Annotated in this window: 17 protein-coding genes; 13 read left to right on the top strand and 4 right to left on the bottom strand. The window is 63.8% G+C overall.

The annotated features are described in order from the left end of the window. The first annotated feature begins 86 nt into the window (after positions 1 to 86). The 3 genes from nirK to AC1Q6X_RS20960 are packed head-to-tail and all read left to right on the top strand — an operon-like array spanning position 87 to position 4,578. Positions 87 to 1,583, top strand: a complete 1,497-nt coding sequence (gene nirK, locus AC1Q6X_RS20970; protein ID WP_230502073.1) for a copper-containing nitrite reductase — start codon at positions 87 to 89, stop codon at positions 1,581 to 1,583. A 32-nt stretch (positions 1,584 to 1,615) separates the two neighbouring features. Further along, positions 1,616 to 2,293, top strand: a complete 678-nt coding sequence (ytfE, locus tag AC1Q6X_RS20965) for an iron-sulfur cluster repair protein YtfE (RefSeq protein WP_070288611.1) — start codon at positions 1,616 to 1,618, stop codon at positions 2,291 to 2,293. 14 nt (positions 2,294 to 2,307) lie between these two features. After that, positions 2,308 to 4,578 carry a nitric-oxide reductase large subunit gene (locus AC1Q6X_RS20960; RefSeq protein ID WP_492498301.1) on the top strand — a complete coding sequence of 757 codons (2,271 nt, stop codon included), beginning with the start codon at positions 2,308 to 2,310 and terminating at the stop codon, positions 4,576 to 4,578. 5 nt (positions 4,579 to 4,583) lie between these two features. Here the strand turns inward: AC1Q6X_RS20960 and AC1Q6X_RS20955 are convergent, their stop codons facing one another. Continuing rightward, the gene (locus AC1Q6X_RS20955; protein ID WP_070218599.1) at positions 4,584 to 5,006 is read right to left on the bottom strand and encodes a DUF1841 family protein; all 423 of its coding nucleotides are present in this window, start codon (positions 5,004 to 5,006) and stop codon (positions 4,584 to 4,586) included. A gap of 442 nt (positions 5,007 to 5,448) precedes the next feature. Here AC1Q6X_RS20955 and mqo point away from each other — a divergent pair, with 442 nt between their 5' ends. Continuing rightward, entirely contained in the window at positions 5,449 to 7,047 is a 1,599-nt protein-coding gene (mqo, locus tag AC1Q6X_RS20950) for a malate dehydrogenase (quinone) (RefSeq protein WP_492498300.1), read from the top strand. A gap of 100 nt (positions 7,048 to 7,147) precedes the next feature. On the opposite strand, the gene AC1Q6X_RS20945 is transcribed toward mqo, so the two are convergent. Then, on the bottom strand, positions 7,148 to 7,780 hold the full coding sequence (locus tag AC1Q6X_RS20945) for an RNA pyrophosphohydrolase (protein WP_070218597.1): 633 nt from the start codon (positions 7,778 to 7,780) through the stop codon (positions 7,148 to 7,150). Positions 7,781 to 7,984: 204 nt separating this feature from the next. On the opposite strand from AC1Q6X_RS20945, the gene AC1Q6X_RS20940 reads away from it, so the two are divergent. Then, positions 7,985 to 9,724, top strand: a complete 1,740-nt coding sequence (locus AC1Q6X_RS20940; RefSeq protein WP_492498299.1) for a proline--tRNA ligase — start codon at positions 7,985 to 7,987, stop codon at positions 9,722 to 9,724. Further along, positions 9,721 to 10,338, top strand: a complete 618-nt coding sequence (locus tag AC1Q6X_RS20935) for a lytic transglycosylase domain-containing protein (protein WP_492498298.1) — start codon at positions 9,721 to 9,723, stop codon at positions 10,336 to 10,338. Before AC1Q6X_RS20940 ends, AC1Q6X_RS20935 begins: the two co-directional genes overlap by 4 nt. 214 nt (positions 10,339 to 10,552) lie before the next feature. Here the strand turns inward: AC1Q6X_RS20935 and AC1Q6X_RS20930 are convergent, their stop codons facing one another. Beyond that, a complete protein-coding gene (locus AC1Q6X_RS20930; RefSeq protein WP_071650146.1) occupies positions 10,553 to 10,948 on the bottom strand; it encodes an SWIB/MDM2 domain-containing protein in 396 nt (131 codons plus the stop codon). A gap of 436 nt (positions 10,949 to 11,384) precedes the next feature. Then, complete coding sequence (gene ffh, locus AC1Q6X_RS20925; protein ID WP_034746567.1) at positions 11,385 to 12,752, bottom strand: signal recognition particle protein; 1,368 nt, start codon at positions 12,750 to 12,752, stop codon at positions 11,385 to 11,387. A 239-nt stretch (positions 12,753 to 12,991) separates the two neighbouring features. Between ffh and AC1Q6X_RS20920 the strand changes: the two genes are divergently transcribed. The 7 genes from AC1Q6X_RS20920 to AC1Q6X_RS20890 all read left to right on the top strand — a co-directional run bounded on the left by AC1Q6X_RS20920 (position 12,992) and on the right by AC1Q6X_RS20890 (position 20,513). Beyond that, positions 12,992 to 13,501, top strand: coding sequence for a sigma-70 family RNA polymerase sigma factor (locus AC1Q6X_RS20920; protein WP_492498297.1), 510 nt, complete (start codon positions 12,992 to 12,994; stop codon positions 13,499 to 13,501). Further along, positions 13,498 to 14,490, top strand: a complete 993-nt coding sequence (locus AC1Q6X_RS20915) for a FecR domain-containing protein (RefSeq protein ID WP_492498296.1) — start codon at positions 13,498 to 13,500, stop codon at positions 14,488 to 14,490. The genes AC1Q6X_RS20920 and AC1Q6X_RS20915 overlap by 4 nt, the downstream gene beginning before the upstream one ends. 115 nt (positions 14,491 to 14,605) lie before the next feature. Beyond that, positions 14,606 to 16,804: a TonB-dependent siderophore receptor gene (locus AC1Q6X_RS20910; protein WP_492498295.1), complete on the top strand. Its 2,199-nt coding sequence runs from the start codon at positions 14,606 to 14,608 to the stop codon at positions 16,802 to 16,804. A 116-nt stretch (positions 16,805 to 16,920) separates the two neighbouring features. Further along, a complete protein-coding gene (locus AC1Q6X_RS20905) occupies positions 16,921 to 17,202 on the top strand; it encodes a hypothetical protein (RefSeq protein WP_492498294.1) in 282 nt (93 codons plus the stop codon). After that, positions 17,199 to 18,896, top strand: a complete 1,698-nt coding sequence (locus tag AC1Q6X_RS20900; RefSeq protein ID WP_492498293.1) for a PepSY-associated TM helix domain-containing protein — start codon at positions 17,199 to 17,201, stop codon at positions 18,894 to 18,896. The genes AC1Q6X_RS20905 and AC1Q6X_RS20900 overlap by 4 nt, the downstream gene beginning before the upstream one ends. After that, the gene (locus AC1Q6X_RS20895) at positions 18,893 to 19,234 is read left to right on the top strand and encodes a DUF3325 domain-containing protein (protein WP_070218591.1); all 342 of its coding nucleotides are present in this window, start codon (positions 18,893 to 18,895) and stop codon (positions 19,232 to 19,234) included. Before AC1Q6X_RS20900 ends, AC1Q6X_RS20895 begins: the two co-directional genes overlap by 4 nt. Before the next feature lie 91 nt (positions 19,235 to 19,325). Then, positions 19,326 to 20,513, top strand: coding sequence for an efflux RND transporter periplasmic adaptor subunit (locus AC1Q6X_RS20890; protein WP_099410762.1), 1,188 nt, complete (start codon positions 19,326 to 19,328; stop codon positions 20,511 to 20,513).

Raw genomic sequence — 20,513 nt, 5'->3', positions numbered from 1 at the left:
ATCGTTGATTTAAAACAAGTTTTTCCTGGCACACCGTTTGCCTAGGTAAGGGTGCCGAACCGGCATACAAGACCAAGGAAAGCCTGATGAAAACGACTCCCTCCCTCCGCGCCATTGCCGCCGCCGTCTGCGTGCTGGCCATGCCCCTGTCCGTGCAAGCCCAGGCGAGCCTGCCGGCCAGCGCCGCCGCCACTGCGGCCGCTGTCAGCCAACCCTCTGCTGCCGCCGCGCTCAAGCGCTATGAACTGCAAACCAATATCGTCGACGGCAAGATGGTGTTCATCGATGCCAAGGGCCAGGTCAACCCCGTGCTGACGGCCAAGGTGGGCGACACGGTCGAACTGGTGCTGAAAAGCGGCGAAGGCGCCGAGCACGACCTGCTGATCCCGGAACTGAACGTGGCATCAAACAAGTTCAGCGCCAATAGCGGCAGCACCACCGTGCGCTTCAAGGTCACGCGCGCCGGCACGTTCACCTATTACTGCTCGATTCCCGGCCACCGCCAGATCGGCATGGAAGGCAAGCTGGAAGTCGCCGGCACCTCGCTGGCCGAAGCCGGCGCGCCGAAGGCCGCTGGCGCCGGCAGCGCAGCGGGCGAATCGAGCCAGGCCGCCGCGCTGGCCCTGTACACGCCCGCGCCGTCGCCGATGCGCGGCCCCGATCCATCGGCCGTCAGCGTGGCCGCCAATCCGGCGCAGGTGCCTTCCGCCATCGGCGCGCGCGCGCCACAAACCCTGAAATACCGCATGGAGACGGTGGAACTGCCGGGCAAGCTCGATGACGGCACCAGCTTTACCTACTGGACCTTCAACCGGCAAGTACCGGGCCCGATGCTGCGCGCGAAGGTGGGCGATACGGTGGAACTGACCCTGTTCAACGCCAAGGACAGCAAGATGATCCACTCGATCGACCTGCACGCGGTGACGGGCGGCCATGGCGGCGGACAGCACACGCAGGTGGCGCCGGGGCAGGAAAAGACGGTGACTTTCAAGGCGCTCAATCCGGGCCTGTTCGTCTACCACTGCGCCACGCCGCTCGTGCCGCAGCATATCGCGGCCGGCATGTACGGCATGATCCTCGTCGAACCGGAAGGCGGCCTGTCGAAGGTCGACCGCGAGTACTACGTGATGCAGGGCGAGATGTACACGGGCCGTCCGCACGGCGCACCCGTGCACCAGGAACCGAACCTGGAAAAAATGGCCAATGAGCTGCCCGACTACTACGTCTTCAACGGCGAAGTGGGCGCCCTGAGCAAGACGCACAAACTGCAGGCGAAAGTCGGCGAGACCGTGCGCATCTATTTCGGTGTCGGCGGCCCGAACAAGATTTCGTCGTTCCACATCATCGGCGAGATCTTCGACAAGGTGTACAGCGAAGGCTCGATCAGCAGCCCGAAAAACGACGTGCAAACCACGCTGGTGGCGCCGGGCGGCGCGACCATCGTCGAACTGAAGGTACAGCATCCTGGCAGCTATCTGCTGGTCGACCATGCGCTGTCGCGCGCCGGCAAGGGCGCCGTGGGCGTGCTGGAAGTGACGGGCGAAGCCGTGCCCGGCGTCTACCACGCGGGCGCCGTCCAATAAAACAACCCCCCATTCATCATCAAGGAACTGCTATGGAAATGATCGACCTATCCCTGGGCCAGCTGGCCCGCCGCATCCCCGGCGCCACGCGCCTGTTCGATGCGCACCGCCTCGATTTCTGCTGCGGCGGCAACAAGACCCTGCGCGCGGCGGCCGAAGCGGCCGGCGTGGACGCGGCGCCCATCGTCAAGGAACTGCAAGTGCTGGCCGGACGGATTGACGCCAGCGGCGAGCGTGACTGGCAGGACGCCCCGGCCGCCGAGCTGGTGGAACACATCCTGGCGCGCTACCACGCCGTGCATCGCGAGCAGCTGCCCGAGCTGATACGCCTGGCGCGCAAGGTCGAGCAGGTGCATGGCGACCGCGCCGACTGTCCGCACGGGCTGGCGGAACACCTGTCGGCCATGGCGCAGGAACTGGAAAGCCATATGCGCAAGGAGGAAGACGTGCTGTTCCCCATGATCGTGCGCGGCCAGGGCCCCCGGGCCGGCGCGCCCATCAACGTGATGCGCATGGAGCATGACGACCATGGCGTGGCCTTGCGCGCCATGGAGGCGATGACGAACGATATCACCGCACCAGGTGGCGCCTGCACCACCTGGCGCGCGCTGTACACGGGCCTGCGCACCTTCCGCGAAGACCTGATGGCGCACATCCATACTGAAAACAATATCCTGTTCGAGCGCTTTGCGCCGGCCGTGGTGCACTGACAAAGGAAAGACCCATGGGTCCCTACAAAAAACTCTGGTTCACCCTGATCGGTGTGCTGATCGTGACGTTTTCGCTGCTCGGCTACTACGGCACGGAAGTGTATCGCCAGGCGCCGCCGATTCCCGCGCAAGTGCTGGCGCAGGATGGCCGGCAACTGTTCGACCGCGAGGGCATCCTCGACGGCCAGACGGCCTGGCAATCCGTCGGCGGCATGCAGCTGGGCTCCATCTGGGGCCACGGCGCCTACCAGGCGCCCGACTGGACGGCCGACTGGCTGCACCGCGAACTGACGGCCTGGCTGGAACTGGCCGCGCAAGAGCAGCATGGCAAGGCGTACGCGGCGCTCGACGGCCCCGCGCAGGCGGCGCTGCGCGAAGCGCTCAAGCTGGAATACCGCGGCAACCGGGTCGATGAAGAACAAGTACTGCATCTGTCGGCGCGCCGCGTGCAAGCGATCGCCAGCACGGCGCACTATTACGACCAGCTGTTCTCGGACGCGCCTGCGCTGCACGCCAGCCGCGAGCATTTCGCCATGAAGGAAAACACCTTGCCCAGCGCCGCGCGGCGCGCGCAGATGACGCAGTTCTTCTTCTGGACGGCGTGGGCTGCCGCCACCGAACGTCCGGGCCAGAAAGTGACCTATACGAACAACTGGCCGCACGAACCGCTGATCGGCAACCAGCCCAGTGGCGAAAACCTCGTCTGGTCGGTCGCCAGCGTGGTGGTGCTGCTGGCCGGCGTGGGCTTCCTCGTCTGGGGCTGGGCCTTCTTGCGCGACCACGACGAAGCGCTGCCGGCCGCCGGTCCGCGCGACCCGCTCACCACTTTCGCGCTGACGCCTTCGCAGCGGGGACTGGGCAAGTACCTGTTCCTGGTGGTGGCGCTGTTCATCTTCCAGGTCTTCATCGGCGGCTTTACGGCGCACTACACGGTGGAAGGACAGCAGTTCTACGGCATCGACGTGTCGCGCTGGTTCCCGTATGCGCTCACGCGCACCTGGCATATCCAGGCCGCGCTGTTCTGGATCGCCACGGGCTTCCTGGCCGCCGGCCTGTTCCTCGCCCCGCTGATCAATGGCGGCAAGGACCCCAAGTGGCAGCGCCTCGGTGTCGACGTGCTGTTCTGGGCCCTCGTCGCGGTCGTCGTCGGCTCGTTCATCGGCAATTACCTGGCCATCGCGCAAGTGATGCCGCCCGAGTGGAATTTCTGGCTCGGCCATCAGGGTTATGAATATGTGGACCTGGGACGCCTGTGGCAAATCGGCAAATTTGTCGGCATTCTGCTGTGGCTCGTGCTGATGCTGCGCGGCGTCGTGCCCGCCCTGCGCCAGCCGGGCGGCGACAGGAACCTGCTGGCGCTCTTGACCGCGTCCGTGGGCGCCATCGGCCTGTTCTACGGCGCCGGCCTGTTCTACGGCGAGCGCACGCATTTATCGGTGATGGAGTACTGGCGCTGGTGGGTGGTGCACCTGTGGGTGGAAGGTTTCTTTGAAGTCTTCGCCACCACGGCGCTGGCCTTCATCTTCTCGACCCTGGGCCTGGTGTCGGTGCGCATGGCCACGACGGCCAGCCTGGCGTCGGCCTCGCTGTTCATGCTGGGCGGCATACCCGGCACCTTCCACCACCTGTACTTTGCCGGCACCACCACGCCCGTGATGGCCATCGGCGCGAGCTTCAGTGCGCTGGAAGTGGTGCCGCTGATCGTGCTGGGCCACGAAGCGTGGGAAAACTGGCGCCTGAAGGAACGCGCGCCGTGGATGGAGCAGTTGCGCTGGCCCCTGATGTGCTTTGTCGCCGTCGCCTTCTGGAACATGCTGGGCGCCGGTGTGCTGGGCTTCATGATCAACCCGCCTGTGGCCTTGTACTATATCCAGGGTCTCAACACGACTCCCGTGCATGCGCATGCGGCGCTGTTCGGCGTGTACGGCTTCCTGGCGCTGGGCTTTACCTTGCTGGTGCTGCGTTATCTGCGGCCCGACTACCGCTTCAGCCCTGCGTTGATGAAGACGGCATTCTGGGGCTTGAACGGGGGCCTGGCGCTGATGATCTTTACCAGCTTGCTGCCGATTGGCATCATCCAGTTCCACGCCAGCGTGACGGAAGGCCTGTGGTATGCGCGCAGCGAAGGCTTCATGCAGCAGCCTTTGTTGCAGAACCTGCGCTGGATACGCACCTTCGGCGACGTGGTCTTCATCGTCGGCGCCATCGCCATGGCGCTGCAGGTGGTGCTGGGGTTGATGGGCAAGGCGCCGAAGGCAGCTGTACCGCAGCCTTCAGCGGCGTAGCCCGGTTAACGCCTGCGGACGCAGTCGATATACGCGTCCGTATCCGGCGGCAAGCCCGAGCGCTGCGAAGCCCAGATCATCTGGCCCAGACATTCCATCACTTCGTGCTGGGCGGCATGGGCCGAATCGAGGCGCTGGGTCAGCTGCTGGACGGCCGGGCGGATGCCGCGCGGCTGGTCCACCTGTACCTGCTCCGTGATCGACAGATGCATGGACAGGTGCAGGAAAGGATTGGCCTGGCCCCCTTCGACGGAGTAGTCGCGCGCCAGCGCCGCTTCGACGTCGGAGAGCTCGTTTTCATACTCGGGATGTTCGAGGATCCAGTCGAGCGCGATGGCTTCCATCGGCGTGAGGATTTCGTGGGCGCGGTGCTTGCGCAAGGTGTCGCAAAAGAAGCGGCGCACGTCGTCGGAAGAGGGGTTGAACATGGCGGAAGGACTGTGGCTAAAGGGCAGCCGGCATTGTACCGCGTACATCAATTCAAGGCATCGGGGATGCCTTTTTTGCCGTCCAGCGTCCGCTTGGATGACCCGATAGTCACCGCAATTTAATACCCTCCAGTAAGTATTATCCACTACCGCCACGGCCCGGCGGCGCCAAATAACGGTGATAAAATCGCCGCTCTTGATATTTGCTCTGGACACGATGGCGATTTTGTTGTCATTGCGTGCTTCCATTGCCCGCACCTTTGCCACCAGATCTTGCTCCTGGCTTATTCCGGAGCGCGGCAGCATGCCTATCACCATCAACCTTGACCCGTCCGGCCGCCCTGGCGTTCCGGCTGGCCAACTGTTTTCATTTCATACAGCGATGGTGCCGCCACGGTGGCGCGCAAGAATCATCCTTCAGTATTCATAAACGGAGTTACGTATGCGTAAATCGCTATTACTTTTGATGTCGTGCCTGATCCTGGCGGCATGTAACAAGACCCCTCCGGCCTCGTCCGAAAAACCGGTCGACGTGCTGCTGATCGGCGCCGGCACCATGAGCGCCACCCTGGGCAGCATGCTCAAGGAACTCGATCCCTCGCTGACGATGGAAATGGTCGAGCGCCTCGATTCCGTGGCCGCCGAAAGCTCGGACGCGATGAACAACGCAGGCACGGGCCACTCGGCATTTGCCGAACTGAACTACACGCCGGAAGCGGCCGACGGCAGCATCGAGACCAAGAAAGCCGTTGCCATCAACGAGCAATTCGAAATTTCCAAGCAATTCTGGGCTTATCAGGTGGCCAACAAGCACCTGGGTGCGCCGCAAACCTTCATCAACAACGTGCCGCACATGGCTTTTGTGTGGGGTGACGACAATATTGCCTTTTTGAAGAAGCGCTACGCTGCGCTGCAAAAGGAAAACCTGTTCAAGGGCATGCTGTACTCGGAAGACCAGACGCAGATCGAGCAATGGGCGCCGCTCGTCATGCAAGGGCGCGACAAGGGCCAGAAAGTAGCCGCGACGCGCATGGACATCGGTACCGACGTCAATTTCGGCAACCTCACGCGCGGTCTCGTGAAATACCTGACGGACAGCCACGGCATGGTGCTGCACCTGCGCCACCAGGTGGAAGATATTCAGCGCGGCGCCGACGGCGTGTGGAACGTGACGGTGAAAGACTTGAACACCGGCAAGGAAAAAACCATGCGCGCCAAGTTCGTCTTCATCGGCGCCGGCGGCGGTTCGCTGCCGCTGCTGGAAAAATCGGGTATTCCTGAAGCCAAGGGCTACGGCGGCGTGCCGGTCGGCGGCCAATGGCTGGTGACCACCAATCCGGAACTGGTGGCGGCGCATGCGGCCAAGGTGTATGGCAAGGCGTCCGTCGGTTCGCCGCCGATGTCCGTGCCGCATCTGGACACGCGCATCATCGATGGCAAGAAAGCCCTGCTGTTTGGACCGTTCGCCACCTTCTCGACGAAGTTCCTGAAAAACGGCTCGTGGATCGACTTGCCTGCCTCGATCGGCACGGGCAATGTGAAACCGATGCTGCAAGCCGGTTACGACAATATTCCACTGACGAAATACCTGGTGGAACAAGTCATGAACACGCCGGAAGACCGCCTGAAGACCCTGCGCGAATACTTGCCGAACGCCAAGATGGAAGACTGGACCCTGCAAAACGCCGGCCAGCGCGTGCAGATCGTCAAGGATGACCCTGTCAAAGGCGGCTTGCTGCAGTTTGGCACGGAAGTCGTCGGCGCCGCCGATGGCAGCATCGTCGCCTTGCTGGGTGCTTCGCCAGGCGCCTCGACCGCGCCGCCCATCATGATCAAGGTGCTGCAAACGGCCTTCAAGAGCCGCCTGGCCACGCCGGAATGGCAAGCGAAGATGGTGGAAATGGTGCCGTCGTACGGTCAAAAGCTGAACAACGACCCGGCCCTGGCCAACAAGATCCGCCATTACAGCAGCAATATCCTGGGCTTGAAAGCCATCACGCTCGACGTTCCCGCTGCTGCGCCAGCGCCGGCGGCAAACTAAGCCAGCCTGACCGGCAGGGGAGTTTCCTGCCGGCATGAAAAAAGGGGCAGCCTGTTCAGGCTGCCCCTTTTGCGTGGGAGCGTGCGTTCATTGCGGCGGACTACTCCTTGCCCGGCAAGATCAGCTCCGGCGTACACCCTTCGGCGGCGATGCCGTCGCAAGGCTTGGCCAGTGCCGCGCCGTCCTGTGCCCTTGGCGCATGGGGCTGGCGCAGGTAGCGCGACGTGTGGCGGTGCGCTTGCTGTGCGTTGCCATGCACGGGCCAGGTCAGGAAGCGGGACAGCTCCTGCAAGGCGCGCTGGTACACATCGCGTTTAAATTCAATGACGACATCGAGCGGGACCCAGTATTCATGCCAGCGCCAGGCGTCGAACTCCGGATGGTCGGTCAGGCGCAGATTGACGTCGTTATCGCGCGCGCACATTCTCAGCAGAAACCAAATCTGCTTCTGGCCACGGTAATGGCCGCGAATCTCGCGCTTGATGAAGTGGTCTGGCACTTCATAGCGCAGCCAGTCGCGGGTGCGGCCGACAATTTTGACGTGTTCCTGTCTGAGTCCGATTTCCTCTTCAAGTTCGCGAAACATGGCTTGTTCCGGTGTTTCGCCATATTTGATACCGCCTTGCGGAAACTGCCATGAGTGCTCGCGCACCCGCTTGCCCCACCACACCTCGTTCTGGGCGTTTAGCAGGATGATGCCGACGTTGGGCCGAAACCCTTCACGGTCGAGCATAATGCACCTCAAACTTTCTGCGACCGAGCGTCCTTTTTTACATAATTACCCACAACTTCGCAAGCCGGTGACCTTTTCGGGGTGCGAAAAGCGCCGGAATCGCACCAATTGAGCGCATTTGTGTAAAGTATGGACGCATCAGCCAGCTAATCCTTTAAAATTAGGTTGATTATAACCCTCTCTTTTTAAAAAGAATTCACCGTTATGCGCGCCTCCCGTTTTTTTATTTCCACACTTAAAGATGCACCTTCTGACGCGGAAATCGTCAGCCACCAATTGATGATGCGTGCAGGCATGATCAAACGCCTCGGTTCCGGCATCTATACCTACATGCCGATGGGCTTGCGCGTGATCCGCAAGGTGGAAGCCATCATCCGTGACGAGATGAACAAAGCCGCCGGTATCGAACTGCTGATGCCGCTCGTGCAGCCGGCCGAACTGTGGCAGGAGACGGGCCGCTGGACCAAGATGGGCGACGAACTGATGCGCGTGAAAGACCGCCACGGCCGCGAATACGCGATCCAGCCGACGTCGGAAGAAGTCATCACGGACGTCGTGCGCACGGAAATCAAGTCCTACCGCCAGTTGCCGCTGAACTTTTATCACATCCAGACCAAGTTCCGCGACGAGCGCCGCCCACGTTTCGGCCTGATGCGCGGCCGCGAATTCACCATGAAGGACGCGTATTCGTTCGACCGCGACCTGGCCGGCATGCAAGCGTCGTACAAGGTCATGTTCGATGCCTACACGCGCATCTTCACGCGTTTCGGCCTGAAATTCCGCGCCGTGGCGGCCGACAACGGCGCCATCGGCGGTTCCGGTTCGCACGAATTCCACGTCATCGCCCACACGGGTGAAGACGCGCTTGTGTACTGCCCGACCTCCGACTACGCCGCCAACATGGAAGCGGCCGAAGCGCTGCCGCCAGCGGGCGAGCGCCCGGCCGCCGCCCAGGCGCTGACCAAAACGGCCACGCCGGACACCGTCAAGTGCGAAACCGTGGCCGCCTTGCTGGGCATCGAGCTGTCGCGCACCGTGAAAACCATCGCCCTGACGGTGGAAACGGCGGGCAAGGATGAAAAAATCACGAAACAGCATTTCATGCTGCTGCTGCGCGGCGATCATGAATTGAACGAGATCAAGGTGGGCAAGGTTGCCGGCCTGGCCGGTCACCGTTTCTCGACGGAAGCGGAAATCCTGGAAGTCTACGGCACCATCCCCGGCTACCTGGGCCCGATCGGCACGAAGGCACCGGTCACCGTGGTGGCGGACCGCACGGTCGCCCACATGAGCGACTTCGTCTGCGGCGCGAATGAGGCCGGTTTTCACTACACGGGCGCCAACTGGGGCCGTGACGTGGCCGAGCCTGCCATCGTGGCCGACTTGCGCAACGTCGTCGCCGGCGACGCGTCGCCGGACGGCCAGGGCGCACTGGCCATCGAGCGCGGCATCGAAGTGGGCCACGTGTTCCAGCTGGGTACGGCGTATTCGGAAAGCATGAAAGCCACCTTCCTCGATGAAAACGGCAAGCCTGCGCCGCTGCAGATGGGTTGCTACGGCATCGGCGTGACGCGCATCCTGGGCGCCGCCATCGAACAGAACTTCGACGACAAGGGCATCATCTGGCCTGCGTCGATCGCGCCGTTCGAGGTCGTGCTGTGTCCGATGGGCATGGACCGCAGCGAACTGGTCAAGGAAGAGACGGAGCAGCTGTACGCGGCCCTGCAAGGCGCCGGCGTGGACGTCATCGTCGACGACCGCGGCTTGCGCCCTGGCGCCATGTTCGCTGACTGGGAACTGATTGGCGTGCCGCACCGCATCGTCATCGGCGAACGGGGTCTGAAGGAAGGCAAGCTGGAATACCAGGGCCGCCGCGATGCGGAAGCGACCGGCGTTGCGCCGGACGAGATCGTTGCCTTCATCCAGGGCCAAATGGCGCAGTGAAGCGCTTATCGGTAAGCAAGGCGGCCGGCGCGCTCGCGCTGGCCGCCGGCCTGGCCTGCGTTTCCTTTGCGCAGGCCGGCAACCAGAAGGAGGAGGCGCTGGCCGACTCCGTCCGCCTGGCCCTGTCGCATGCGATCCGCGACGAACGCCCGCCGCAGCCCAAATTTGTCACGCCCGCCGACCTGCAGCGCTACCAGCAATGGCTGGCGCAGATGTCGTCACGTCTACAGCGCAAGCTGCCGGACGCGCAGTTGCGCACGGAATTCCTGGAAGCGGTATGGTATGAAGCGCGCCGCGCGGGCCTGGAACCGGCCCTGGTGCTGGGTCTGATCCAGGTGGAATCGGCTTACCGCAAATATGCCGTTTCGCTGGCCGGCGCGCGCGGCTACATGCAGGTGATGCCATTCTGGACGGGCGTCATCGGCGACCATGACCGCAGCAAGCTGTTCCACATGCAGACGAATCTGCGCTACGGCTGCGCGATCCTGCGCATGTACCTGGATATGGAAAAGGGCGATTTATACCTGGCGCTGGGCCGGTATAACGGCAGTCGGGGCCGGGCCGAGTATCCGAATGCGGTAAGGGCGGCTTGGAAGCAGTGGGAAGTCAAATAAAGGCTGGGGTCAGACCCCCGGCAGCGTTGGCGCAGAGCTCTGTATTAACGGTGTTGGGGGGGTGACCCCGGGTGAATGGGGCGGACGTAGGTCGGATTAGGTCTGAAAGACCGTCATCCGACAACATGGTTGCCCCCCCCGCAGCAAAAAAATGCCCCGCTCGCAGTAAAGCGGCGGGGCACTCACACGGCGTAGACGCCCTGTGCGTATCTGATTATTTCAAATGATCGGAGATCAGTTTCGTCATTTCAAACATGGAGACTTGGGCTTTGCCGCCGAAAACAGCTTTCAGCTTGTCGTCCGCATTGATCATGCGGCGGTTGGCCGGATCTTGCAGATCGAGTTTTTTGATGTAATCCCATACCTTTTTGGTCACTTCCGTGCGCGGCAGTGGTGCTGCGCCAACAACGGCGGCCAGATCTTTCGATGGCGTCATTGCTTTCATGAATGCTGCGTTTGGCTTGCGTGGTGTTGCCGGTGCTGCCGCTTTCTTCGCCGCTGCTGGTTTAGCTGCTGCCTTGGCTGCGGGTGCTGCTTTCTTGGCGGCTGCAGGCTTGGCTGCTGCTGCTTTGGCTGGCGCTGCTACTGGGGTTTTTTTGGCTGTTGCCATCTTCGAGCCTCCTTAACAAACACATGGGAAATTGCGCAATTAATCGCACGGCTAATATTGGTGTGGATTTACCTTGTATGCAAGTGTTTTTCACGTTTTCACGAGGAAAAAGCAGGGAAATGGCAATGCTGTCGCCCGGGCGCACCGCTTGGGAGCGCAGAACGGGGTTTTTACCCGTAAATGGCATGGTTGCTGGCTATGCGGGGAGGGGCGCTACGGAGGGAGGGAAGCGTGATGCCGGACACATGAAAATGCAATCCGGCATTATTTGAAACGGTGTTTTTTGATCTATCGACTTTCGATACGCGGCGTAAAAAAGGCCTTCAAAATCACAGCGAGCGGAGGTGATTTGTGGCGGAGAAGCGCAACCGTACTTTAGTACGGTGAGCATCGCCGGCCGCAAAGCGCCCCGCGCAGCCGATTTTGAAGCCTTCTACTACCTCATGCCAGGCATCATGCCCTTCATGGAACGCATCATCTTCATCATGCCGCCGCCCGACAATTTCTTCATCATCGTCTGCATCTGCTCGAATTGCGTCAGCATGCGGTTCACTTCCTGCACCTGCACGCCGGCGCCGGCGGCGATGCGGCGCTTGCGCGTGGCCTTGATCAGTTCAGGCTTGGCGCGTTCCTGCGGCGTCATCGAATCGATGATGCCGCACATGCGGCGCACCTGCTTATCGGCCTGATCCATGTTCTTGCCGCCCGCCGCCTGCTGGAACTGGGCCGGCAGCTTGTCCATCAGGTTGGCCATGCCGCCCATTTTCTTCATCTGCCCCAATTGCGCCTTGAAGTCGTTCATGTCGAACTTGCCGCCGACCTTGATCTTTTGCGCCAGGTCGGCCGCCGCCTTGCTGTCGACGCCCTTGCGCGCTTCTTCCACCAGGGCGAGGATGTCGCCCATGCCGAGGATGCGGTTGGCCATGCGGGTCGGATCGAACGCTTCCAGGCCGTCGAGTTTTTCCGACACACCGGCAAACTTGATCGGCTTGCCCGTGATGTGGCGCACGGACAGGGCGGCACCGCCGCGCGCATCGCCATCGAGCTTGGTCAGCACGATACCGGTCAGCGGCAGCGCATCGTTGAAGGCCTTGGCCGTGTTGATGGCGTCCTGGCCCAGCATGGCGTCGACAACGAACAGGGTTTCGATCGGTTTCACGGCGCCATGGACGGCGGCGATTTCGCGCATCATCTCTTCGTCGATACCGAGACGGCCCGCCGTATCGATGATCAGCACGTCGTGGTAGTGCTTTTTCGCCCAGTCCAGCGCGGCCAGGGCGATATCGACCGGCTTGTCCGTGCTGGTGGACGGGAAGAAGTCGGCGCCGACCTGGGCGGTGACCGATTGCAGCTGGGCGATCGCGGCGGGACGGTACACGTCGGCCGAGACGGTCAGCACTTTCTTCTTCTTTTCTTCCTTCAGGTACTTCGCCAGCTTGCCGACGGTGGTGGTTTTACCCACACCCTGCAGACCGGCCATCAGGATGATGGCGGGCGGCTGCTGCGCAAAGCTGATCTGCGACGCTTCCGGTCCCAGGTCGGCGCCCATCAGGGCGGCCAGCTCGCGCTGCACCACGCCAACGAGGGCCTGGCCTGGCGTCAGCGAGGAAATGACATCCTCGCCCATGGCTTTTTCTTTGACTTTGGCGATGAATTCGCGCACGGCGGGCAGGGCGACGTCGGCTTCGAGCAGCGCCAGGCGCACTTCGCGCAGCATGTCAGCGGTGTTCGCTTCGGTCAGGCGCGCCTCGCCGCGCATGGTCTTGACGACTTTGGCAAGCCGTTGGGTGAGATTATCTAGCATGATGAACCTGCAATGAAAAGCTTGGGAGTGGGCGGCGCAAGCCGGACGATGGCCGTCATTTTACCTTATCGCGGGTGGCTGGCGGTCCCGCGCTGCAGCGCCTGGCGGTTGGCCGGCTTTTGAATGAGTTGGTATTTCTGCCAATGCCGCGATTGCATGAAAGCCAAAAACACGGTTAAAATGAGAATAATTCTTATTTACATTCGTGGGCGCGTCGCGCCAGACCGGAAAGGGATGCCATGTCGGCCGCCGATTTTGCACAGCAACAAGACCTGCACGCGCTCTACAGCAGCCATCACGGCTGGCTGCAGGGCTGGCTGCGGCATAAGCTGGGCAATGCGGGCGACGCGGCGGATCTGGCGCAAGACACCTTCATCAGCGTGCTGACGGCTGCTTCCGCGCCGCAGATCCGCGAAGCGCGGCCTTTTCTCGCCACCGTCGCGCGCCGCCTGGTGGCGCACCGCTACCGCCGGCAAGTGCTGGAAGACGCTTACCTGGAGGCGCTCGCCTGCCTGCCGCCCGAGGTGGTGCCCGCGCCGGAAGCGCGGCTGCTGGCGCTGGAAGCCTTGCAGGAGATCGACCTGGCCCTCGACGGCTTGCCGGGTCCCGTGCGCACGGCGTTCTTGCTGGCGCAGCTCGAAGGCCTCAGCTATGTCGAGATCGCCGCGCGCCTGAACGTGTCGGCCAGCTCGGTCAAGCAATACCTGACGCGCGCCAACCGCCAGGTGTTTTTCTCGCTGCCGGCATGAGCACGGCGGCAGAACCGGCGGCACCGCCAGCCATTCGCGAGGACGTGCAGCAGCAGGCGGCCGAGTGGCTGACCGTGCTGATGTCGAGCGAGGCCAGCGAAGCGCAGCAGGCCGCCTGGCAGCGCTGGCGCGCCGCCGACCCGGAACATGAACGGGCCTGGCGGCATATCGAAGCGGTATCGCGGCGCTTCAACGGCTTGCACCGCGGCGCGGCCGCGCAGGCGCTGGCCGGCACGCAGCGCAAAGCCGTCAACGGCAAGCGGCGCCAGGTGCTGGCGTGGCTGGGCGTGGCGGCCGGCGGCGGCATGCTGGCCGCGCAGACGGGCGCCTGGGACGGCGTGCGCACCCTGCGTGCCGACTACCGCACGGCCACGGGCGAGCGGCGCGAGGTGATATTGGACGATGGCAGCGTGCTCAGCCTGAATACGGGATCGGCCGTCAACGTGCGTTTCGACGCCAGCCGCCGCCTGATCGAGCTGCTGGCCGGCGAGATCCTCGTCGTTAGCGGCCACGGTGCCGGCAGCGCCGCGCCTTTGGTGGTAGCCACGCGCGAAGGCCTGGTGCGCGCGCTGGGCACGCGCTTTGCCGTACGCCAGCAGGATGACTACAGCACGGTGGACGTGTTGGAAAGCGCCGTTGAAATCCGTCCCCGCGACAGTGCCGGCGCGCCAATGCTGCTGGCGGCCGGGCGCGGCGTGGCATTTTCCCGCCAGACGCTGGACGCGCCGCACGCCATCGCTGCATATGCGCATGCCTGGTCGCGCGGGCAGCTGATCGTCGACGACGTGACCCTGGGCGATTTCCTGGCCGACCTGGCCCGCTACCGCCCCGGCGTGATCGACTGCGCGCCGGCAGTGGCCCAGCTGCGCCTGTCGGGCGTGTTCCCGCTGGCCGACACGCAGCGCATTTTGAACATGCTGCCCAACTCGCTGCCGGTGCAGGTCCGCAGCCGCACGCGCTATTGGGTCAGCGTCGAGCCGGCGTCATAGCACGCTGCGCAGAAATATTTAGCCATCCGGCTGCCCGTTTTTCGTTTTCGCGGCACCTACAAGGTAGGCGCCTGTTTTTTACCGTCTCATGACGCCATTACTATCAGGAACTTTCATGTCGCACGCTTTGCCTTTTGTCAGTTTGCCATCCTCTCACTCCTCACTGCGTCCGCTGGCGCAAGCCGCTGCGGCCCTGTGCCTGGCCGCCAGCCTGCCGGCGCTGGCGCAGCAGGCGCCAGCCATTCCCGCGACCGAGCAAACCATGCTCGGCGTGTCCGTCACGGCGGGGCGCGATGCGACGACGGAAGGCAGCGGCTCCTACACGACGGGCGTGAGCAACACGGCAACCAAGCTGAACCTGTCGCTGCGCGAAACGCCGCAGTCGGTCAGCGTGCTGACGCGCCAGCAGATCGACGACCTGGGCATCACGACCCTGGACGACGCCGTGCAGTCGATCACGGGGCTGGTCATGCAAAAAGGCAACTTTACGGGCGATTCGGGCAGTTTCAGCGCGCGGGGCTTTCCAATCGACAACATCCTGTTCGACGGCTTGCCTACCAGCCTGGGCGCGAACGGCACGTTCAATGGCGACAATGACGACCTGGCCATCTATGACCGCATCGAGGTGGTGCGCGGCGCCACGGGCTTGATGACGGGCAGCGGCACGCCCAGCGCGGCCATCAACATGGTGCGCAAGCGCCCGACGGCCACGCCGCAAGCGTCGTTCTCGGCCAGCATCGGCAGCTGGAGCAACTACCGCCTGGAAGCCGATGCGGCCAACGCGCTCAACGCAGCGAAGACCCTGCGCGGGCGCATGGTCGTCACGGTGCAGGACAAGAAGGATTTTGTCGACGTGCTGCATGGACGCAATCACCAGCTGTACGGCATCATCGAGGCCGATCTGCGTCCCGATACCACGTTGACGGTGGGCGCGCATTACCGCAAGACGGACAACGACGGCGTCTCGACGGGCGTGGTGACGGCCGCCGACGGCCGTTTTTTGCATTTGCCCCGTTCTACTTACCTGGGCAGCGACTTCGACGGCTGGCGCCAGACCGATAAAACCATCTTCGCCGAACTGGAACACCGCTTCGCCAACGGCTGGAAGGCCAAGCTGGCGGCCACGCGCAAGACGCCCGAGATCGACACGACGTTTTCCGGCATCAACCGCCGCGGCGACACCCTGCGCTTCAATTCGCAAAGCTACCGCGCCGAACTGGCCAACACCAGCTATGACGCCTATGCCAGCGGCAGCTACAGCCTGTTCGGCCGCGAGCACGAGCTGACGGTCGGCGCCAGCCACCGCCGTTCGTCGAAAAACAGCTATGGCGGCTGGGCGCCGTACAGCTGGGGCGCGGCTGCGCCCGTGCTCGACCCGTTCCACTGGGACGCGGGCAGCGTGGCGCGCCCCGTCATCAATTACGCGCAGTGGCGCACGGCCAGCATTACCGAGCAAAGCGGCGTGTATGCGGGCACGCGCCTGCGCCTGACCGAGCCGCTGTCGCTGGTGCTGGGCGGGCGCGTGAGCTGGTACAAGGACGATGCCGGCTACTCGGTGGCGCGCGAATTCACGCCGTACGCCGGTGTCGTGTATGACCTCGACAAGCAGCATTCCGTGTACGCCAGCTGGACCGAGATCTTCCAGCCGCAGGCGTCCACCGATGCCAATGCGCAGCCCCTGAAACCGATCAGCGGCACCAACTATGAAGCGGGCGTGAAAGGCGAATACTTCGGCGGCGCCCTCAATGCCAGCGCGGCCGTGTTCCAGATCCGCCAGCAGAACCGCGGCGTGGACGACCTGGCCGGCCCGAATCCCTGCCCCGGCAGCACCTGGGGCTATTGCCAGCGCGCGTCGGGCGAAGTGCGCAGCGAAGGCGTGGAGCTGGACGTGGCGGGCGCGCTGACGCCGGACTGGCAGCTGTCGGCCGGTTTTACGTATGTGAAGGCGCAATTCACGCGCGACAGCGATCCGGCCAATATCGGTAAGGATTTCAACAGCCGCTATCCGCGCCAGCAGCTCAAGCTGGCCACCAGCTACCGCCTGTCCGGCGCGGCACAGGGCTGGCGCGTCGGCGCGTCGGTGTACGGGCAGGGCGCGACCGAGTCGAGCGACGGCACCTACCATCTGCGCCAGGGCCGCTACGCGATCGTGGGCCTGAACGCGGCCTGGCAGATCGACAGCCGCGCCGAGCTGCGCCTGAACGTCAACAATGCGCTGGACAAGCACTATTACCAGAGCATCTATTCCGATGTCTTCGGCAACCTGGTCGGGGCGCCGCGCAACTTGATGCTGACATTGAACTACAAACTGTAAACAATCACTTTTGAATGACCTATCTTGATGAAGGATGCATGGCTTATGGATGTGCAGTTGAATCTGGCCCACGCCAGGAATGGCGTGAGCCGGCGTATGCCACGGGGAGTGCCGCGATGATGAAGTTGGCCAACATGATGTTGTTTTCGCGCGTGCTTGCCGCCGTCTTTGGCGGCTATGCGCTCACGTCCGGCGTGGCCGTGCTGCTGGCGGCCGTGCTGCCGCTGTCGCGCGCCGAAGCCGTGCTGACGGCGACCCTGAGCGCCTTTGTCGTCTACACTTGCGCCGTGATCTGGGTCTTTGCCGTGCAAGACCTGCGCCGCGCCTGGCTGGGCATGCTGTTGCCAGCGATCCTGTGCGGCGGCATCGGCCTGCTGCTGTCGCGGGGTGCCGCATGAACGCCGTCAAGATAGACAAAGTGGTGAAAACGCCGCAGCAGGGCGGCCTGCGCCAGGCCATGGCCTGGCTGCATACGTGGAGCGGCCTGTGGATTTCCTGGCTGCTGTTCGCCATCTTCCTGACCGGCACCCTGGCCGTCTTCGACGACCCGATCGGCCACTGGATGACGCCCGAACACGCGTTGGAAGAAGCGGCGCATGCGAACGATCCGCCGTTGCCGAAGGTCACGGACCGTGGCCACCGCCTGGAGCTGGCGCTCGACTTCATGGCCAAGGAACACCCGAAGGCGGACATGTGGGAAATCTGGCCCGTGCAGCGTCCCGGCCACGGCCTGTCCGCCTACTGGTTCCAGCCCAGCGGCGGCTATGGCTCGGCGGAGCTCGATCCGCTGACGGGCGCCGTCATCGAACATGCGCGCGAGGCAACGGAACGGGAAACCATCGGCGGCCACCATTTCGTCGATTTCCACTACGAGCTGCACGCGGGGCGCATCGGCGTCTGGATCGTCGGCATCACCACCATGATCATGCTGGTGGCGCTCGTGAGCGGCGTCATCACGCACAAGCGCATCTTCAAGGATTTCTTCACCTTCCGCCCGGCCAAGGGCCAGCGCTCGTGGCTCGACGCGCACAACGCCGTGGCCGTGCTGACCTTGCCGTTCCAGTTCATGATCGCCTACACGGGCCTGGCATTCTTCAGCGATGACTATGTGCCGGCCCCCGTGGCCGCGCAATACGGCATGGACAATCCCAAGAAAGCCTTTTTGAGCGACTGGAACGATGCGGGCAAACCTGTGAAGACGGGCCAGCCGCTGGCCATTCCCGCGCTGGAAGCGTTCGCGCTGCGCGCCGAACAGTCCATCGGCCAGGAAATCCGCGCCGTGGTGCTGGACAATCCGAACGACGCCTCCATGCGCGTGTGCATGTACGGCTGGAATGAAGAGACGGACACGATGGAACGCATCAGCGCCAACACGGGCAGGGCTTGCTATGCGCTGGCCACGGGCGAGCAGACCGCCTTGCGTCTGCCCGGCGCGTCCGACACGGGCGGCGCGGGCCTGACGCGCTCCGTCATGTCGAATCTGCACATGGTGGGTTTTGGCGGCACGCCCATGCGCTGGCTGTACTTTTTCTGCGGCCTGGCCGGCACGGCCATGATGGGCACGGGCGCGATCATGTTCATGGTCAAGCGCCGCCAGAAGTCGGGCGGTGAGTTCGGCGCTTACACGCAGCGCGTCTACCGCGTCATCGAATGCCTGAACGTGGCGGCGATTGCCGGCCTGTCCATCGCCTGCGTGGGCTTCCTGTGGGCGAACCGTTTGATCCCCGTCGGCCTCGAGCACCGCGCCGGCTGGGAAGTGCGGGCCTTCTTCGGCGTGTGGTTTTTGATGCTCGTGCACGCCTGCCTGCGCGCGGAAAAGCGCGCGTGGATCGAGCAACTGGGCTTGCTGGCCGCCCTGTGCCTGCTGCTGCCGGTGCTCAATGTCCTGAGCACGGGCGACAACCTGGCGGCGCAGATCGCGCGCGGCGACTGGGAAAGCGCCGGCGTGGAGCTGGGCAGCATGGCCTTCGGCCTGCTGGCCGCCTGGGGCGCGTGGAAAGTCCACCAGCGCAAGGAAAAACCGCTCAAAAAGACGGCAAGCAAGGAAACACCATCGGTCAGCCTGCACGTCACTACGGAAGGACAGTCATGATTAACACCATCCTGTGCGCGCTGGGCCTGTCGTATGCGGGCATGGCCAGCCTCTCCCTGGCGATGGACCGCCACCATGGCCAGGTCTGGGGCAGGGACGCGGCGCCGAATGTGCGGCGCGCGCTGCAGCTGGCCGGCGCGGTCCTGCTGGCGCTGGCCATCTGGCCTTGCGTGGCCGGCTGGAGCGCCACCGTCGGCGTCGTCGCCTGGCTGGGTTTCATTTCGGCCGGCGCGCTGCTGGTGGCCCTGCTGCTGCCGTATGCGCCCCGCTTGCTGTTGCGTAGTTCCCTGCTGGCAGCCGTCGCCGCGCTGGCAGGTCTTGTGACGTTCCTGCGGTGATGTCCACCGCTATTTTCAAGGATAGACCGATGTATTTTTCACGTTTGGCGACACCGTTTTACTGTACCTGTAACCGCAAGGCGGCTTCCTGATGGCGGCCCGCCTGCCTTCGCGCCGCGCCCGCATCCTCGGCGGCGTGGTCTTGCTGGCGCTGTTTGGCGCCGGCGCACTGTGGGCCACGCGCGGCCCGGCCACCGTGTTCGACACGGCGCCCGTCAAGCGCGGCAATATCGAGGCCAGCGTCACGGCCATCGGCACCCTGCAGCCGCAAACCTATGTCGACGTGGGTGCGCAGGTGTCGGGCCAGATCACGCGCCTGCACGTGCAGCCGGGCAGCGCCGTGGAAAAAGGCCAGTTGCTGGCCGAGATCGACCCCAGCGTGCAGCAAGCCACGGTCGACGCGGGCCGTGCCGCGCTGGCGGGCTTGCGCGCGCAGCTGGCCGACCAGCAGGCGCAGCATCGCCTGGCGGGCCAGCAGCACGTGCGCCAGAAGCAGATGGCCAAGTTCGATTCGACGCCGCTGGCCGACCTGGAGACGGCCGAAGCCACCCTGGCCTCGGCCGGCGCCAAGATCGACCACCTGAAGGCGCAGATCGACCAGACGCAGGCCAGCCTGAAGGCGGACGAGGCGCGCCTCGGCTATACGCGCATCTACGCGCCCATGGCCGGCAAGGTGGTGGGCCTGGACGCGAAAGAGGGGCAAACCCTGAACGCCACCTACCAGACGCCGAACATCCTGCGCATCGCCGATTTGTCTGCCATGACGGTATGGACGGAAGTGTCGGAAGCGGACGTGCGCCGCGTGCGCCCGGACATGCCCGTGTACTTCACCACCCTGGGCGGCGACCAGCGGCGCTGGAGCGGCAAGGTGCGGCAAGTGCTGCCGGCGCCGCCGGTGCCCGGTGGTTCCGCCGCCGGCACGGCCCTGGCGCCGTCAACCAGCAAGGTGATCTTGTATACCGTGCTGTTCGACGTCGATAACGCCGATGGCGAATTGATGCCGCAGATGACGGCGCAAGTGGTGTTTGTCACGGCAGCGGCGAACAATGTGCTGGCCGTGCCCTTGCCGGCCCTGAAACCATCGACGGAAGAAGGCGCCAAGCCGGGGCAGTTCACGGCCCGCGTGATGGATGCGGACGGCAAGGTCGATACGCGCGCCGTCACCGTGGGCGTGCGCAACCGCCTCAGCGCGGAAGTGCTGCAAGGCTTGCGCGAAGGCGAATTGCTGGTCACGGGCGAGCAGCCGGCCGGCAGCGGCAGCAGCAGGTTCCAGCTGTGA

The organism is Janthinobacterium sp. GW823-FHT06H09 (assembly GCF_058794735.1).
This window is presented reverse-complemented; position numbering and strand designations above follow the sequence as displayed.

Bases quoted from the DNA above. Each gene is read 5' to 3' on its own strand.
- AC1Q6X_RS20940 (WP_492498299.1), top strand. From the start codon at position 7,985: ATGCGCGCCTCCCGTTTTTTTATTTCCACACTTAAAGATGCACCTTCT.
- AC1Q6X_RS20890 (WP_099410762.1), top strand. From the start codon at position 19,326: ATGGCGGCCCGCCTGCCTTCGCGCCGCGCCCGCATCCTCGGCGGCGTG.
- AC1Q6X_RS20905 (WP_492498294.1), top strand. From the start codon at position 16,921: ATGATGAAGTTGGCCAACATGATGTTGTTTTCGCGCGTGCTTGCCGCC.
- AC1Q6X_RS20895 (WP_070218591.1), top strand. From the start codon at position 18,893: ATGATTAACACCATCCTGTGCGCGCTGGGCCTGTCGTATGCGGGCATG.
- nirK (WP_230502073.1), top strand. From the start codon at position 87: ATGAAAACGACTCCCTCCCTCCGCGCCATTGCCGCCGCCGTCTGCGTG.
- AC1Q6X_RS20955 (WP_070218599.1), bottom strand. From the start codon at position 5,006: ATGTTCAACCCCTCTTCCGACGACGTGCGCCGCTTCTTTTGCGACACC.
- AC1Q6X_RS20915 (WP_492498296.1), top strand. From the start codon at position 13,498: ATGAGCACGGCGGCAGAACCGGCGGCACCGCCAGCCATTCGCGAGGAC.
- ytfE (WP_070288611.1), top strand. From the start codon at position 1,616: ATGGAAATGATCGACCTATCCCTGGGCCAGCTGGCCCGCCGCATCCCC.
- AC1Q6X_RS20920 (WP_492498297.1), top strand. From the start codon at position 12,992: ATGTCGGCCGCCGATTTTGCACAGCAACAAGACCTGCACGCGCTCTAC.
- AC1Q6X_RS20900 (WP_492498293.1), top strand. From the start codon at position 17,199: ATGAACGCCGTCAAGATAGACAAAGTGGTGAAAACGCCGCAGCAGGGC.
- AC1Q6X_RS20945 (WP_070218597.1), bottom strand. From the start codon at position 7,780: ATGCTCGACCGTGAAGGGTTTCGGCCCAACGTCGGCATCATCCTGCTA.
- ffh (WP_034746567.1), bottom strand. From the start codon at position 12,752: ATGCTAGATAATCTCACCCAACGGCTTGCCAAAGTCGTCAAGACCATG.
- AC1Q6X_RS20960 (WP_492498301.1), top strand. From the start codon at position 2,308: ATGGGTCCCTACAAAAAACTCTGGTTCACCCTGATCGGTGTGCTGATC.
- AC1Q6X_RS20930 (WP_071650146.1), bottom strand. From the start codon at position 10,948: ATGGCAACAGCCAAAAAAACCCCAGTAGCAGCGCCAGCCAAAGCAGCA.
- mqo (WP_492498300.1), top strand. From the start codon at position 5,449: ATGCGTAAATCGCTATTACTTTTGATGTCGTGCCTGATCCTGGCGGCA.
- AC1Q6X_RS20910 (WP_492498295.1), top strand. From the start codon at position 14,606: ATGTCGCACGCTTTGCCTTTTGTCAGTTTGCCATCCTCTCACTCCTCA.